Raw genomic sequence first — 14,402 nt, 5'->3', positions numbered from 1 at the left:
CTGCGGAGCGCAGCTTTCGTGCCACCGGTTACGCTGGCGCCCTTCCATGAAACCACACAACTCCTTCATCACCGGGTACCCCAGACATGGCCGCGGATGATGACGACACCGTCGCGCCGGCCATCTGCGTCATGGTTTTCAACGCCAACGACCCCAGCGGCGCGGGGGGGCTTGCGGGCGACGTCGCGGCCGTGGCCTCGGTCGGCGGGCATCCCGTTCCCGTGGTGACCGGCGCCTATGCGCGCGACAGCGCCGAGATCTTCGACCACTACCCATTCGACGACGACATGGTCTCCGAGCAGGCACGCGCCGTGCTCGAGGACATGGCCGTGCAGGCCATCAAGGTCGGCTTCGTGGGCAGCCCGGAGAACCTGAGCGCCATCGCCGGGATAGCGACCGACTATGCCGACATACCCGTGATCGCCTACATGCCCGACCTGTCGTGGTGGCGCGACGATCTCATCGACCAGTACCACGACGCCTTCCGCGAACTGCTGCTGCCCCAGGCCTCGGTGCTGGTGGGCAACCACAGCACGCTGTGGCGCTGGCTGCTGCCCGACTGGAGCAGCGAGCGGGCGCCGTCGCCGCGCGACCTGGCCATGGCGGCGTCGGAGAGTGGCGTTCCCTACCTGCTGGTGACGGGCATTCCGGCGGCCGACCAGCACATCGACAACGTGCTGGCCTCGGCCCAGTCGGTGCTCGGCAGCGGCCGCTTCGAGCGCTTCGAGGCCAGCTTCATCGGCGCGGGCGATACCTTGTCGGCGACGCTCGCGGCCCTCGTGGCCAGCGGCTGCGACCTGGGCGAGGCCACGAAAGAGGCGCTCACCTACCTCGACGGCGCGCTGGAGCACGGCTTTCGCCCCGGCATGGGCCATGTGCTGCCCGACCGCATGTTCTGGGCCCAGCCCGACGATGAAGACGACAATGACGACGAGCCCTCCAGCGGTCCGCAGGGCTTCGACATGCCACCTCATGACACACAGCACTGACAGCAACCAGACCCTCTTCGAACGCGCCAAGGCGCTGATCCCGGGCGGCGTGAACTCGCCCGTGCGCGCCTTCAGGGCCGTGGGCGGCACCCCCCGCTTCATCCAGCGCGCCCAGGGCGCCTACATGTGGGATGCCAACGGCCGGCGCTACATCGACTACATCGGCTCCTGGGGCCCCATGATCCTGGGCCACGGCCACCCTGCCGTCCTGGAGGCCGTGCAAAAGGCCGCGCTGGAGGGCTTTTCCTTCGGCGCCCCCACCGAGCGCGAGGTGGAGCTGGCCGAGGAGATCATCCGCCACGTGCCGTCGATGGAGATGATCCGCCTGGTCAGCTCGGGCACCGAGGCGGGCATGAGCGCCATCCGCCTGGCGCGCGGCGCCACGGGCCGGGCCAAGATCATCAAGTTCAACGGCTGTTACCACGGCCATGCGGATTCGCTGCTGGTCAAGGCCGGCTCGGGCCTGGCCACCTTCGGCCACGCGACCAGCGCCGGCGTGCCGCCCGAGGTGGTGCAGCACACGCTGGTGCTCGAATACAACGACGTGGCGCAGCTCGAGGAGGCCTTCGCGCTGCACGGCAAGGATGTGGCCTGCGTGATCATGGAGCCCATCGCGGGCAACATGAACTTCGTGCGCGCCGGCGTGCCCTTCATGCGCCGCGCGCGCGAGCTGTGCACGCAGCACGGCGCGCTGCTGGTCATCGACGAGGTGATGACGGGCTTTCGCGTGGCGCTCGGCGGCGCGCAAAGCCTGTACGCGCAGCAGATTCCCGGCTTCAGGCCCGATCTCACGGTGCTCGGCAAGGTCATCGGCGGCGGCATGCCGCTCGCGGCCTTCGGGGGCCCACGCGCCATCATGGAGCAGCTCGCGCCGCTGGGGCCGGTCTACCAGGCGGGCACGCTCTCGGGCAACCCGGTGGCCACGGCCTGCGGCCTGGCAACGCTGCGCGAGATTGCTCGGCCCGGCTTCTACGAGGCGCTGGCCGCGCGCACGCGCGCGCTGACCGATGGCCTGACGGGCGCCGCCCAGGCCGCGGGCGTGGACTTCTGCGCCGACAGCGAGGGCGGCATGTTCGGCTTCTTCCTGCTGCCCCGGCTGCCGCAGAACTACCCCGAGGTGCTCACGACCGACGGCGCGCGCTTCAACCGGCTGTTCCACGGCCTGCTCGATGGCGGCGTGTACATCGCGCCGGCGCTGTACGAGGCGGGCTTCGTGAGCGCGGCCCACTCGGCGCAGGACGTTGCCGACACCGTGGCGCTGGCGCGCGAGGTGTTCGGCAAACTATGAAAACCATTGCTTCCAGCGCTTGATGGGCGGGCGCTAGAGGCCGATTCAATGCCCCAACAAGAAAGGCCCCCGCGGGGGCCTTTCTCTTTGGTGCCGTGGCGCGTCAGTGGCGGAAGTGGCGCACGCCCGTGAACACCATGGCCACGCCGCGCTCGTTGGCCGCGTCGATGACCTCCTGGTCGCGCATGGAGCCGCCGGGCTGGGCCACGCAGGTGGCGCCCGCATCGACCACCACGTCCAGGCCGTCGCGGAAGGGGAAGAAGGCGTCGCTCGCGACCACGGTATTCTTCAGCGACAGGCCCGCGGCCTGGGCCTTGATGCTGGCGATGCGCGCGGAGTCCAGGCGGCTCATCTGGCCCGCGCCCACGCCCATGGTCATGCCGCCCTTGCAAAACACGATGGCGTTGCTCTTGACGTACTTGGCGACCTTCCAGGCGAACATCAGGTCCTGCATCTCTTCCTGCGTGGGCTGCTTGATGGTCACGACCTTCACGTCGGGCAGCTCCAGCTCGTGGTTGTCGGCCGTCTGCAGCAGCAGGCCCGAACCCACGCGCTTGGCGTCCATGGCGTTGCGGCCCTGCTTCCAGGCCGTGTCGCCGCCGGGCGGCAACGCGATCTTCATCAGGCGCACGTTGGCCTTGGCCTTGAACACGTCGAGCGCCTCGGGCGTGAAGTCGGGCGCCATGAGCACCTCGACGAACTGCTTGGAGATCTGCTGCGCGGCCGCGCCGTCCACCGCGCGGTTGAGCGCGATGATGCCGCCGAAGGCGCTCGTCGGGTCGGTCTGGAAGGCCTTGCCGTAGGCCTCCAGCGCGTTCGTGCCCACGGCCACGCCGCAGGGATTGGCGTGCTTGACGATCACGCATGCGGGCAGCTTGAAGCTCTTGACGCATTCCCAGGCGGCGTCGGCGTCGGCGATGTTGTTGTACGACAGCTCCTTGCCCTGCAGTTGCACGCCCGCGGCGATGGAGCCGGGCGCGGGGTGCAGGTCGCGGTACCAGGCGGCCTGCTGGTGGCTGTTCTCGCCGTAGCGCAAGTCCTGCACCTTGACGAAGTGGCCATTGCTCTGGCCGGGGAACAGGCTGCGCTCGGGCACGTAGGCCTCGGAGAGCTTTTCCTCCTCGAACTTCACCGACGAGAGGTAGTCGCTGATCGCGCCGTCGTACTGCGCGATGCGGTTGAACGCGGCCACCGACAGGGCGAAGCGCAGCTTGTCGGAAAGCCTGCCGCCGGCCTTCAGCTCGGCCAGCACGGCCTCGTACTGGTCCGCGCTCGTCACCACGCCCACGTCCTGCCAGTTCTTGGCGGCGCTGCGCACCATGGCGGGGCCGCCGATGTCGATGTTCTCGATGGCGTCGGCCAGCGTGCAGCCGGCCTTGGCCACCGTGGCCTCGAACGGGTAGAGGTTCACGACCAGCAGGTCGATGGTGTCGATGCCGTGCTCCTTCAAAGCTGCCATGTGCGCGGGCACGTCGCGGCGCGCGAGCAGCCCGCCGTGCACCTTGGGGTGCAGGGTCTTGACGCGTCCGTCGAGCATCTCGGGGAACTGCGTGACCTCGGCCACCTCGGTGACGGGCAGGCCCTCCTTGGCCAGCAGCTGGGCGGTGCCGCCCGTGGAGAGCAGGCGGATGCCCAGCGCGTGCAGCGTGCGCGCGAATTCGACGATGCCGGTCTTGTCGGAGACGGAGATGAGTGCGTTCATGGCGATTGGTATGGTTTAGATTGAGATCGGGCCCTAGCGCTTTCTGGACAAGCGCTTGGAGCTATGTTTTCCGAAGCATCGTCAGAGCAGCTTGTGCTCCACGAGCTTCTTGCGCAAGGTATTGCGGTTCAGCCCCAGCCATTCGGCGGCGCGGGACTGGTTGTTGTCGGCGTGGCTCATCACCACTTCCAGCAGGGGCTTCTCCACCAGGCGCACGACCATGTCGTACACGCCGTCCGGCGCCTCGCCGTCCAGGTCGCGAAAGTAGCTCTGCAGGCTTTCGCGCACGCATTGCTCAATGCTGTTGTTCCTGCTCATGCATCCGTTCCCTCTGCTGCGGGTCCGCGTCGTCGCGCGCCGGCGGCAACCGGTCCATTCGCTCGCCCAGGGCGTCGAAGAAACCGGCCACCGCCTGCCACTGCGCCGCGCAGTCCTCGATGGTGTTGATATGTTGTCTGAAGGCCTCGCCGCCCGGCAGGTCGCGCACGTACCAGGCGATGTGCTTGCGCGCGCTGCGCACGCCGCTGGCCTGCCCGTACAGACCGTAGTGGTCCTGCAGGTGTTCGAGCAGCAGGCGCCGCACCTCGGCCACCAGCGGCGGCGCCAGATGCTCGCCCGTGGCGAGGTAGTGGCCGATCTCGCGGAAGATCCACGGCCGGCCCTGGGCCGCGCGGCCGATCATGACCGCGTCGGCCCCCGTGTGGGCGAGCACCGCGCGCGCCTTCTCGGGGCTGGTGATGTCGCCATTGGCCACCACGGGCACTGCCACCTGCGCCTTCACGGCGGCGATGGTGTCGTACTCGGCCTGACCCTTGTATCCCTGCTCGCGCGTGCGCCCGTGCACGGTGAGCATCTGCACGCCCACGCCCTCGAACGCGCGCGCCAGCTGCACGGCATTCTTGTGCCGCTGGCACCAGCCCGTGCGCATCTTGAGCGTGACGGGCACGCCGCGCGGCGCGCATGCGGCCACCACGGCCTCGGCGATCTGCACGGCCAGCGCCTCGTTCTGCATCAGCGCCGAGCCCGCCCATTTGTTGCACACCTTCTTGGCCGGGCAGCCCATGTTGATGTCGATGATCTGGGCTCCGCGGTCGATGTTGTAGACCGCCGCCTCGGCCATCATGGCCGCGTCGGTGCCGGCGATCTGCACGGCGATCGGGCCCGGCTCGCCCTCGTGGTTGGCGCGGCGGCTGGTCTTGAGGCTGGCCCACAGGTCCTTGCGCGAGGTGACCATCTCGCTGACCGCATAGCCCGCGCCCAGGCGCTTGCACAGCTGGCGAAACGGCCGGTCCGTCACCCCCGCCATGGGGGCGACGAACAAACGGTTCGCCAGAGGGATGTGGCCGATGTGCATGGAAAGCCGGGGGTGTGCGCGGGAGAAGGGCGGGCGAAGGGAAGGATTTTACCTGCTCAAAATTTCAGCAAATGAAAACGCGGCGCGTCCGGCCGGCGGCCACCGGCATCGGAGCCCCTACACTTGCAGCCCTGCTATGGAAACCTGGATGCAACAACTGCTGGACCTGCTGGCCTTGCCGCAGTTCGGTCTCAGCACGGTGTTTCTGGTGGCCTTCGTCTCGGCCACGCTGCTGCCGATGGGGTCCGAGCCCGCGGTGTTCGGCCTGGTCAAGCTCAACCCCGACCTGTTCTGGCCGGCCGTGCTCGTGGCCACGGCCGGCAACGCGCTGGGCGGCGCCGTAAGCTGGTGGATGGGGCTGGGCGCCCACCGGGCCTGGGACGCGGCGCGCCGCCGCCGTCGCGCCGGCCAGCCCGCAGCCCCCGACGCCAAGCCCCCGCGCGCGCTCAGCCGCACCGAGCGCCGCGCCCGGGTGTGGCTGCGCAGATGGGGCGCCAAGACCTGCCTGCTCTCCTGGCTGCCCGTGGTGGGTGACCCGCTGTGCGCCGTGGCCGGGTGGCTGCGCCTGCCGTTCTGGCCCTGCCTGATGTACATGGCCATCGGCAAGTTCTTCCGCTACCTGGTCATGACCGCCGGCCTGCTGTACCTGGTGGGCTGAGCCGGCTACGCGGCAGCCGCGCCGGCTCCACGCGCTCGAAGATGTCGCGCACGGCGATGCTGGACGTGGGCAGCAGCGCCGGTTGGCGGCAGAACACGGCATCGAGCCCGCCGCCGATCAGGAACGGCAGCAGACGCGCGCCGAGGCGCGGTACTCCGTTCGCGCCGCGCGCAACCACGAGGCCGCCGAGATGTACGAGCACGTGCAGAACGTGGCCCGCGGCACCGCGCTGATGACTGATGACCGGCTGCCGGGTCGAGATCGTGTTCGGCAAGGCCAAGGCCGAGCTGCTGCGGCGCCGCCAGGGCAAGCCCTGCGAGTGCCCCATTCCAGCCGACGTGCCGCTGCCGTTTCTAGGTTTGATGCTGCAGCATGAGCCCGCCCAGGATCAGGCAGGCCAGGAACACGGTGTCCACGACGAGCATCAGCACCGGGCGCCAGCCGAGCGCGGCGAGCTGCTGGAACGAGGTCTTGACGCCGAGCGCGGCGATCGCCACCACCAGGCACCAGCGCGACAGGCCGGAGAAGGCGTGCACCACCGGGCCGGGTATCCAGCCCATGCTGTTGATCAGGATCAGCACCCCGAAGCCCGCCAGGAACAGCGGCAGCACCGGCGGCTTGGCCCCCTGCCCGCCGCCCTGGCTGCGAAACAGCAGGGACAGCACCACCACCACCGGAAGCAGCATGGCGACGCGCAGCAGCTTGACGAAGGTCGCGGCATCGCCCACTTCGGGGGAAATGAGGTAGCCGGCCGCCACCACCTGCGCGACGTCGTGGATCGTGCCGCCAATGAAGACCGCTGAGGCGCTGGGGCCGAGTTCGAGGAACCTGGCGATGCTCGGATAAGCGATCATCGCCACCGTCGACAGGGCGGTGACGCCGACCACGGTGAACAGCGTGAAGCGCTGGTTTTCCTCGTTTTTCGGCAGCACGGCCGAAATCGCCAGCGCCGCCGAAGCGCCACAGATGGCCACGGCGCCGCCGGTGAGCACCCCTTCGGCCACCGGCCGCTGCAGCAGCCTGCCCAGCGCCACGCCGAACAGAATGGTCAGGAAGACGCCGGCGATCACCATGTAGATGGAGACGCTGCCGATCGAGGCGATCTGCTCGAAGGTGATCCTCACGCCGAGCAGGGCAACGCCGAAGCGCAGGATCTGGCGCGACGAGAACTCGATGCCCGCCTTGACCTTTTCGCCCTGGGCCGCGAAGTTGAACGCCATCCCGAAGAACAGGGCGTACAGCAGCTGCGGCCCGCCCTGCTGGTCGGCCACGAAAGTGGCCGCCATGGCGATGGTGATGGCGGTGAGGATGCCCGGCCAGAGGGCTTTCCAGTGGGGTATGCGCTGCGCAAGGAATGAGGACATTTTTCTTGTTCTTGCCTATGGGATTACGGCTTCAGGCGGGACGCGTCAGCGCCGCGCCATGCCCAGGAACGGCAGGCTGAAGCGCGCGCTCTTGGCCGGGCTGCCCAGCAGGAAGTGGGACAGCGCGGGAATCAGCACCAGCGCCCCGACCATGTTCCACACGAACATGAAGGTCAGCAGGATGCCCATGTCCGCCTGGAACTTGATCGGCGACCAGACCCAGGTGACCACCCCCGCGGCCAGGGTCACGCCGACCAGGGCGACGACCTTGCCGGTGAACTGGATGGAGCGCTTGTAGGCCACCGCCAGCGAGGCCCCCGCGCGCTGCTGGGCGAGCTGGATGCTGAGCAGGTAGAGCGCATAGTCCACGCCGATGCCCACCCCGAGCGCGATCACCGGCAGGGTGGCGACCTTGACGCCGATGCCGAGCATGACCATCAGGGCTTCGCACAGGATCGAGGTCAGCACCAGCGGCACCACCGCCACCACCACCGCGCGCCAGCTGCGGAAAGTCACGAAGCACAGCACGATCACCGCGGCATAGACGTACAGCAGCATCGTCCGGTTGGCCTGGTGCACGACGATGTTCGTGGCCGCCTCGATGCCGGCATTGCCGGCAGCGAGCAGGAACTGGCGCTCCGGGGTCGAGTGTTCGCCGGCGAAGCGTGCCGACTCGTCCACCACGCGGCTCAGCGTTTCGGCGCGGTGGTCGCTCAGGTAGGCGATGACCGGCATCACCGAGCAGTCGTTGTTGAACAGGTCTGGGTTGTTCACCGATGCCTGCTGCGCCCCGTAGTTCAGGATGTCCTGGTTGCGCGCCAGCGTGAGCCACTTCGGGCTGCCTTCGTTCGAGCCCGCGGTGATCTGGCGCACGGCATTGCCCAGGAACACGGTGGTCTGCACACCGGGCAGCTGCTGCAGATTCCACGCCAGGCGATCCGCCTCGACCAGGGTCTGGTAGTTCAGGCAGCCTTCCGCCGGCGTCTTCACGATGACCGCGAACTGGTCGCTGGACAGCGAGTAATTGCCGGAGATGTAGGCGTTGTCGCGGTTGTAGCGCGAATCGGCACGCAGTTCCGGGGCGCCGGCCTCCAGGTCGCCGATCTTCAGGTGCAGGCTGACGGCGAAGCCGGCCACCGCCATCACCGCCGACGCCAGCACGGCGCCCAGCGCCCAGCGCCGCTCGGTGAAGCGTTCCAGCCAGATCCAGAACCTGGCGGCCTCGCCCTGGCCGGACGGGGTCTGCTCCGCCTGCAGGCTGCGCGCGGCGGCCTTCGGGCTGACGCCGGTGTAGGAAAGCAGCACCGGCAGCAGGATCAGGTTGGTGAAGATGAGCACGGCCACCCCGATGCTGGCGGTCAGCGCGAGGTCCTTGATCACCGGGATGTCGATCACCATGAGCACGGCAAAACCCACGGCGTCGGCCAGCAGGGCCGTCATGCCGGCCAGGAACAGGCGGCGGAAGGTGTACCGGGCGGCGATCAGGCGATGCGTGCCGCGGCCGATGTCCTGCATGATGCCGTTCATCTTCTGCGCCCCGTGCGAAACCCCGATGGCGAAGATCAGGAAGGGCACCAGGATGGAAAACGGATCGAGCTCGAAGCCGAGCAGCGCCACCAGGCCCAGCTGCCAGATCACCGCGATCACCGAGCAGGCGATGACCAGCGTGGTGCTGCGCAGGCAGCGGGTGTAGCCGAAGATGATGCCGATGGCGATGAGCGCGGCGACGGCGAAATACACCATCACCTGGGTCATGCCGTCGATCAGGTCGCCGACCAGCTTGGCGAAGCCGATCATGTGGATGCGGATGCGCGGCGCTCCGTCGGCGGGCTTGGCCCCTTGCGCACCGGCGGTCTCGAAGCGGTCGCGGATGTTTTGCTCGAGGGAGTGCGACAGGGCGCGGTAGTCGATCTTCTCGCCGGTCGATGCGTCCTGGTCGAGCAGGGGCACGAAGATCATGCTCGACTTGTAGTCGTTGCCGACGAAGCGCCCCACGATGCCCGAACGGGCGATGTTCAGCCGCAGCTGCTCGGTCGCCTTGGGTGAGCCGTCGTAGGACTCGGGCATCACCGGGCCGCCCTGGAAACCCTCTTCCGTGACCTCGGTCCAGCGCACGGCCGGAGTCCACAGGGACTTGAGCCAGGCCCGGTCGACGCCGGGCATCAGGAACAGCTCGTCGTTGATCTTGCGCAGGGTCTCCTGATACTTCGGATCGAAGATGTCGCCGTCCACGTTCTCGACGACGATGCGCAGCACGTTCCCCAGCCCGCGCAGCTCCTTGCGGTTGTCGAGATAGTTCTTGATGTAGTCCTGGCTCTGCGGAATCATCTTCTCGAAGCTGGCATTCAAGGTCAGCTTGGAAAAGGCGCCGAACAGCAGCACCAGGGTAATCAGGGCACAAACGACCAGTACCGCCGACCGGTTGTTGAAGATGATGCGCTCGAGCCGGGTGCCGGAATTGCGGTTGAACTCATCGAGCGTCTTGACGACCGGCATGCGGTCCGTCAGATCGGTTGGGGCGGCCATTGCTGCAGTCTCCTGTGATCTTGTCTTAGTTGGGCTTTTGCGCGCGTATGCCACGCACCCCGCCGACCAGAACTTCATCGCCATCGCCGCACAACACCGCCGATGCCGGAACCGGTTGCGCCAGCTTGAGCGTGCTGAAATGCTCAGCGCCGCTGTCGCCCTTCAGGATGCGGCCGGACTGGCTGGCCAATACCAGGCTGCCATCGCGGCACACCGCGCCGGCGGTCACGCCGTCCTGCAGGCCGGTTTCGACCTTGGTCCAGTGGGCGCCGGCATCGGTACTGCGGAAGGCATTGCCGCGCAGGCCGAAGACGACCACCGCCGGGCCACTCCCGAGCACGCCGAAGAACGTCCCGCGGTACGCCGTGTCCAGCGCCTCGAAGCGCTTCCCGGCGGCATCGAGCTTGAGCACCAGCCCCTGCTCGCCGACGATGAACCACCCCGCCGCCATCTGGCGCACGGCGTACAGGTGCAGGCGATTCGGGTTCACCGTGCGATGGAACCATGGCTCCCACGACTGGCCGCCATCCTGGGTCCTGAATATCAGATTGAAGGCCCCCACGGCGAAGCCCGTTTTCTCGTCCGCGAACCAGACATCGAGGAACGGGTTTTCCGCCCCCTGTCCGGCGATGCGATTCACTTCGTCCAGCAGCTTCGCGGACTCATCCGCCGGCCCCAGCGCCCCACTGGCAGCCAGCTGCGCGTAGTAGGCGGGCATGCGCTGCCCGGCCATCCGGCCGTCGAGCTGCTTGACCCAGGTCTTCCCCGCGTCCTGGCTGTGCAGGATGACCCCGTCGTGACCGACGGCCCACCCTTTTTGCGCGCTCGGGAAATGCACCGCCACCAGATCGGAGCTCACCGGAACCGCAGCCTGCTGCCACGTCTTGCCCGCATCGTCGGAAAAAAGAATGTGTCCGCGCTGGCCCACGGCGACGATCCGATCGCCGGCCCTGGCGAGCGCATTGATGGGGCTCTTGGCCGCCAGCGCGCTGGCCTGCGCCGGGGTATCCAGAACGTCCTGGAACGGGGCGGCCAGACCGGCCAGCGGCATCCACAGCGATGCGGCCAGCAGCACGGGGAGAATCTTGGGAATAGTCATTGGCCTACCTTGCACGTCGGAGGAAGCGGACAAAACCACTTCCCCCGGTTCGACTCAGAGGGTGTGAATGAATCCGGCGTGTTCGAGCGGGCCGCACAAACATGCCCCACCAAGGCGCAAAGCGCAGCCATAGCTCGGGCTATGGCGAGTACTTGCAACGCGGAGGGGGTGCGTTTTTGCGGTACGAGCGGGCATGACGGATTCGTTCACACCCTCTCAGACGTGATTACCGAATACCGCTGCCAGCCAGCGCATCCGGAGACCAATCGCGGTCCGGCGCCGGTTTCGCCGGGCGCACGCCGCCAGTCTCGGCGGTGTAGCCGCTCAGCGAGTAGGAGCCGGCGATCAGGTCATAGAAGCCGTGCATGTCGGTGAACGGCGCGGGCACTTCGTAGCTCGGCGTCAGGTAGGAAAAGCCGGTGCGGAACAGCTGGCCGCGCGCGTCGTAGGACTCGGAGGCGACCGCCGCCCAGGAATCCTCGTCGAGATAGAAGGTCCGCTTGCTGTAGACGTGGCGCTTGCCCTCGCGCAGCGTTGCCTCCACCACCCAGACACGGTGCTGCTCCCAACGCACGACATCCGGATTCAGGAACTTCGGCTTGAGCAACTCGTCCTTGGTGGAGTTGTAGGCCATCCGGTAATCGTTGTACGGAATGAAGGCCTCCTTCTTGCCCACCAGCTTGAAGTCGAAGCGGTCCATCGAGCCCAGGAACAGGAAGACGTCGTCGAAGGTCGAAGTGCCGCCCGTACCCGGGTTCGGCGTATCGTGCGACAGGTCGGGCGCCACCTTGACGCGGCGCTGGCCCGGCAGATACAGCCATGCGCGGCGATCCTTTTCGGCGTAATCGAGCGGGTCGATCAGCATCATGGCCTCGCCGGCGCGCCGCGCCGGGCCGGTATAGTTGATGCGCTGCTTGAAATAGACGCCCGAATCGGGCTTGGAAGTGTCCCAGTACGGGAATTCCTGGGCGATGGTGCCCTCGGTGGATACCGAGGGGCGGCCCGAGGCGTCGATATTCCAATTGCGGTATTTCACCGAATAGGCAACCCCCTGGAAGCGCACCAGGTGGTTCCACATGGCCTCGAAGCCGGTCTTCGGGATCGGGAACGGGAAGCCGGCGTGGCAGCCCTCCATCGAGCGGCCGCCATTCGTCGTCTTGGCATTCACCGCGCACTTGGCGGTGTTTTCCTCGACGAATTTCGGCATCGCCACGGTGCGATGGGTCTTGTAGACGTCGATCCGGTAGTCCGGGTATTTCTTCATCAGGGCCTTGGTCCCTTCGGTCAGCTTGTCGGCGTATTTGTCAGCCGTCTTGCCGTCGATCGAGAACAGCGGCTTTTCACCCGCAAAAGGGTCCGGGCGCAGGCCATCGCCCGGTTTGAAGCCCGTCGGCACCGTCGTCAGCCCGCCGGTGTAAGCCGGGATCGAGCCATCCTTGTTCGCGCCCTTCTCGGCACCCACCGCCGTCAGCGTGGTACCGAGCTTCTTGGCTTCGTCGGCCGAAACACCGGCCAGGGCACTGCCACCGACAGCCGAGGCGACGGCCAGAACGATAATCGTCTTATTGACTTGCATTGTCTGTCTCCTTAAAAGCTGGCCTTGAACGTCAGACTCAGGAATCCGCGATCGGAAAGCACCGACGTAAATCCGTTCACCGTAGTCACGGTATTGCCTGCCGCATTCACGCGGTATTTACCAACGTAGTCGATGTACTTCAGGTCGACGCGGTACTTCTGGTAAATATCCGCACCCAGACCGATGCTGTAGTTGCCCAGGCCCTGGTTGCCGCCGAAGGTCGTCGGCGAATTACCCTTCAGGCCAATCGAATAGGTAATCGGCATGGAAAGATCGACGCCGGGCATGACCTGGAACCAGGTTGGCGTGAAAGCGGCGCCGATGCCGACATAATTCTTGGTTGCGCAACCGTCCCACTTGTCGCCGCCAACCGCGCCCGCCGCATTTCGGCAACCGTCGTAACCAACCCCATTGAACAGATTTTCACCGCTGCGCACCTTGGCCAGATGCGCCCAGGTCAACTCGGTGGCCCAGCTCGCGGCGTCGAACAAAGGCGTCTTGGAAATCGTGCCCATCAGGTTCACCAGGCCATGCATGGTGTCGCCGCGCGGCCCGAAAGTCTGCCCACTGGCGGGCACCCCGAATGCCGAGGCATTACCCAGCGTCTGCGCGCTCAGGGGCGTATTGCGTCGATAGGACAATTCCGCACCGACACTCACGCCGCCAATATTCTTCGCCAGACTGACGCCGAACAGGTCGATTTTGTCGGGATAAATCAGGCGATAATGGCTGTCGTTCGCCAGAGGAAAGCCTGCGGCAGCCTTCAGTTCCGTCACCAGGGGCTGGGGCATCTTGTCGGCAAAGCGACGGTAATAGAAGCCCAGCGTGCCATCGAGCGGCTCCGGCGACCACTTCGCGCTCACGCCGAATTCGCCATTGTTCTTGGGGGTCACCGGCGCCGCCCTTGTATAGCCAAGAGGTCCGAGTACCGGGTGCACGGCCTGGACGATGCTGTCCGGGCCATTGAAGGCGAAGTCGGCCGGCCCAAGATAAGTACCCCCTTCGGGATAGCGATAGGGCTCCCATTCCAGGAAATACTGGGCAGCCACCGAAAGGGTATCGGTCAATTGCGCCTGCCCGGAAATCTGATTCAATGGACGAAACAGTTCCTTGGCCTCGACGCCCGGGGTCGCAAAGCCTTTCTGCAGATCGAGGGGCATTTGCGAATAAGACACGCCGTGCATAGCGCCGCCCAGCAGCAAGGCCTCGCCCCAGAATACCGTGTGACGGCCGACCTTCAGCTTGACCGGAACGTCTCCAGCATCGAAGTTCGTGAAAACGAAGGCATCGAGAATCTCACCGGAGGGTCCGGCATAATAGCGCTTGGTGTAATTGCTATATTGGCTGTTGTTATAGCTGGATGGAGAAGACAACGCCGGATTGCGCGTCACGCTCTTGCCGTCATAGGCATTGTCGTACCAGCCTGCCGCACTGATCCGCAACCCCATGTTTTTCTTGTAAACCATGTCGAGTTCGGTCAGCAGATCGAGTCGATTGGCAACCAGGTCACCCTTGTCGAAACTGTAGGTGCCTTCGTCGAACTTGTAGTTGTTGCCGATCCTGCTGTCACGCGCCGCGACGCGCTGGGCGGCGTTATAGCGAACCGTATTGTCCCAGCGGACCGCCAGATCCGGATTGCCCAGATCGAGTTCAAAAGCCGCCGCATTTCCCGCCATCAAGACCGCCGCCGCGGCCATTACCGTCGGGCGCTGGCGCACCCATGCCGGTGTTTGTCTCCTGCTTTTCATTGTCGTCCTTTCCTCGATTTATCTTTGGCCACAACAGCCAGACCGAGGCTTTTCTAGCCTCAGGCATCGAATTATCTGGAACGGGGAAAATTGCCACC

12 protein-coding genes and 1 pseudogene are annotated in these 14,402 nt (G+C 66.3%); 4 read left to right on the top strand and 9 right to left on the bottom strand.

Features of this window, described 5'->3' with window-relative positions:
* Positions 1 to 86 precede the first annotated feature (86 nt).
* Positions 87 to 989, top strand: a complete 903-nt coding sequence (thiD, locus tag ALIDE2_RS19250; RefSeq protein WP_013722947.1) for a bifunctional hydroxymethylpyrimidine kinase/phosphomethylpyrimidine kinase — start codon at positions 87 to 89, stop codon at positions 987 to 989.
* Complete coding sequence (gene hemL / locus ALIDE2_RS19245) at positions 973 to 2,277, top strand: glutamate-1-semialdehyde 2,1-aminomutase (protein WP_013722946.1); 1,305 nt, start codon at positions 973 to 975, stop codon at positions 2,275 to 2,277. Before thiD ends, hemL begins: the two co-directional genes overlap by 17 nt.
* A gap of 103 nt (positions 2,278 to 2,380) precedes the next feature.
* Here hemL and purH read toward each other — a convergent pair whose 3' ends face one another.
* From purH to dusB, 3 genes are all read right to left on the bottom strand, one after another.
* A complete protein-coding gene (purH, locus tag ALIDE2_RS19240) occupies positions 2,381 to 3,985 on the bottom strand; it encodes a bifunctional phosphoribosylaminoimidazolecarboxamide formyltransferase/IMP cyclohydrolase (RefSeq protein ID WP_193353149.1) in 1,605 nt (534 codons plus the stop codon).
* Between the two features lie 75 nt (positions 3,986 to 4,060).
* A complete protein-coding gene (locus ALIDE2_RS19235) occupies positions 4,061 to 4,297 on the bottom strand; it encodes a Fis family transcriptional regulator (protein WP_013520435.1) in 237 nt (78 codons plus the stop codon).
* The gene (gene dusB / locus ALIDE2_RS19230; RefSeq protein WP_013722944.1) at positions 4,275 to 5,333 is read right to left on the bottom strand and encodes a tRNA dihydrouridine synthase DusB; all 1,059 of its coding nucleotides are present in this window, start codon (positions 5,331 to 5,333) and stop codon (positions 4,275 to 4,277) included. Before dusB ends, ALIDE2_RS19235 begins: the two co-directional genes overlap by 23 nt.
* A gap of 148 nt (positions 5,334 to 5,481) precedes the next feature.
* Between dusB and ALIDE2_RS19225 the strand changes: the two genes are divergently transcribed.
* Complete coding sequence (locus ALIDE2_RS19225; protein ID WP_013722943.1) at positions 5,482 to 5,991, top strand: YqaA family protein; 510 nt, start codon at positions 5,482 to 5,484, stop codon at positions 5,989 to 5,991.
* Here the strand turns inward: ALIDE2_RS19225 and ALIDE2_RS25300 are convergent.
* A complete protein-coding gene (locus ALIDE2_RS25300; protein WP_081471103.1) occupies positions 5,957 to 6,193 on the bottom strand; it encodes a hypothetical protein in 237 nt (78 codons plus the stop codon). The genes ALIDE2_RS19225 and ALIDE2_RS25300 overlap by 35 nt on opposite strands.
* On the opposite strand from ALIDE2_RS25300, the pseudogene ALIDE2_RS25505 reads away from it, so the two are divergent.
* A pseudogene (locus ALIDE2_RS25505) lies at positions 6,122 to 6,293 on the top strand (amidohydrolase); the annotation flags it as partial. The gene ALIDE2_RS25300 and the pseudogene ALIDE2_RS25505 sit on opposite strands and share 72 nt — an antisense overlap.
* Positions 6,294 to 6,344: 51 nt before the next feature.
* Here the strand turns inward: ALIDE2_RS25505 and ALIDE2_RS19215 are convergent.
* From ALIDE2_RS19215 to ALIDE2_RS19195, 5 genes are all read right to left on the bottom strand, one after another.
* Positions 6,345 to 7,355: a YeiH family protein gene (locus ALIDE2_RS19215; RefSeq protein ID WP_013722942.1), complete on the bottom strand. Its 1,011-nt coding sequence runs from the start codon at positions 7,353 to 7,355 to the stop codon at positions 6,345 to 6,347.
* Between the two features lie 45 nt (positions 7,356 to 7,400).
* Positions 7,401 to 9,881: an efflux RND transporter permease subunit gene (locus ALIDE2_RS19210; RefSeq protein WP_013722941.1), complete on the bottom strand. Its 2,481-nt coding sequence runs from the start codon at positions 9,879 to 9,881 to the stop codon at positions 7,401 to 7,403.
* 25 nt (positions 9,882 to 9,906) lie between these two features.
* Positions 9,907 to 10,980 (bottom strand): WD40/YVTN/BNR-like repeat-containing protein, encoded by a 1,074-nt coding sequence (locus tag ALIDE2_RS19205; protein ID WP_013722940.1) that lies wholly within the window; start codon positions 10,978 to 10,980, stop codon positions 9,907 to 9,909.
* Between the two features lie 226 nt (positions 10,981 to 11,206).
* Positions 11,207 to 12,556 carry a DUF1329 domain-containing protein gene (locus tag ALIDE2_RS19200; protein WP_013722939.1) on the bottom strand — a complete coding sequence of 450 codons (1,350 nt, stop codon included), beginning with the start codon at positions 12,554 to 12,556 and terminating at the stop codon, positions 11,207 to 11,209.
* A gap of 11 nt (positions 12,557 to 12,567) precedes the next feature.
* Entirely contained in the window at positions 12,568 to 14,304 is a 1,737-nt protein-coding gene (locus ALIDE2_RS19195) for a DUF1302 domain-containing protein (protein ID WP_013722938.1), read from the bottom strand.
* Between the last annotated feature and the right edge of the window lie 98 nt (positions 14,305 to 14,402).

This window comes from Alicycliphilus denitrificans K601, from assembly GCF_000204645.1.
In the GTDB taxonomy this organism is placed as follows: domain Bacteria; phylum Pseudomonadota; class Gammaproteobacteria; order Burkholderiales; family Burkholderiaceae_C; genus Alicycliphilus; species Alicycliphilus denitrificans.
This window is presented reverse-complemented; position numbering and strand designations above follow the sequence as displayed.

Excerpts from the sequence above, each read along its gene's own strand:
- thiD (WP_013722947.1), top strand. The coding sequence starts at position 87 with ATGGCCGCGGATGATGACGACACCGTCGCGCCGGCCATCTGCGTCATG.
- hemL (WP_013722946.1), top strand. The coding sequence starts at position 973 with ATGACACACAGCACTGACAGCAACCAGACCCTCTTCGAACGCGCCAAG.
- ALIDE2_RS19235 (WP_013520435.1), bottom strand. The coding sequence starts at position 4,297 with ATGAGCAGGAACAACAGCATTGAGCAATGCGTGCGCGAAAGCCTGCAG.
- dusB (WP_013722944.1), bottom strand. The coding sequence starts at position 5,333 with ATGCACATCGGCCACATCCCTCTGGCGAACCGTTTGTTCGTCGCCCCC.
- ALIDE2_RS19225 (WP_013722943.1), top strand. The coding sequence starts at position 5,482 with ATGCAACAACTGCTGGACCTGCTGGCCTTGCCGCAGTTCGGTCTCAGC.
- ALIDE2_RS19215 (WP_013722942.1), bottom strand. The coding sequence starts at position 7,355 with ATGTCCTCATTCCTTGCGCAGCGCATACCCCACTGGAAAGCCCTCTGG.
- ALIDE2_RS19210 (WP_013722941.1), bottom strand. The coding sequence starts at position 9,881 with ATGGCCGCCCCAACCGATCTGACGGACCGCATGCCGGTCGTCAAGACG.
- ALIDE2_RS19205 (WP_013722940.1), bottom strand. The coding sequence starts at position 10,980 with ATGACTATTCCCAAGATTCTCCCCGTGCTGCTGGCCGCATCGCTGTGG.
- ALIDE2_RS19200 (WP_013722939.1), bottom strand. The coding sequence starts at position 12,556 with ATGCAAGTCAATAAGACGATTATCGTTCTGGCCGTCGCCTCGGCTGTC.
- ALIDE2_RS19195 (WP_013722938.1), bottom strand. The coding sequence starts at position 14,304 with ATGAAAAGCAGGAGACAAACACCGGCATGGGTGCGCCAGCGCCCGACG.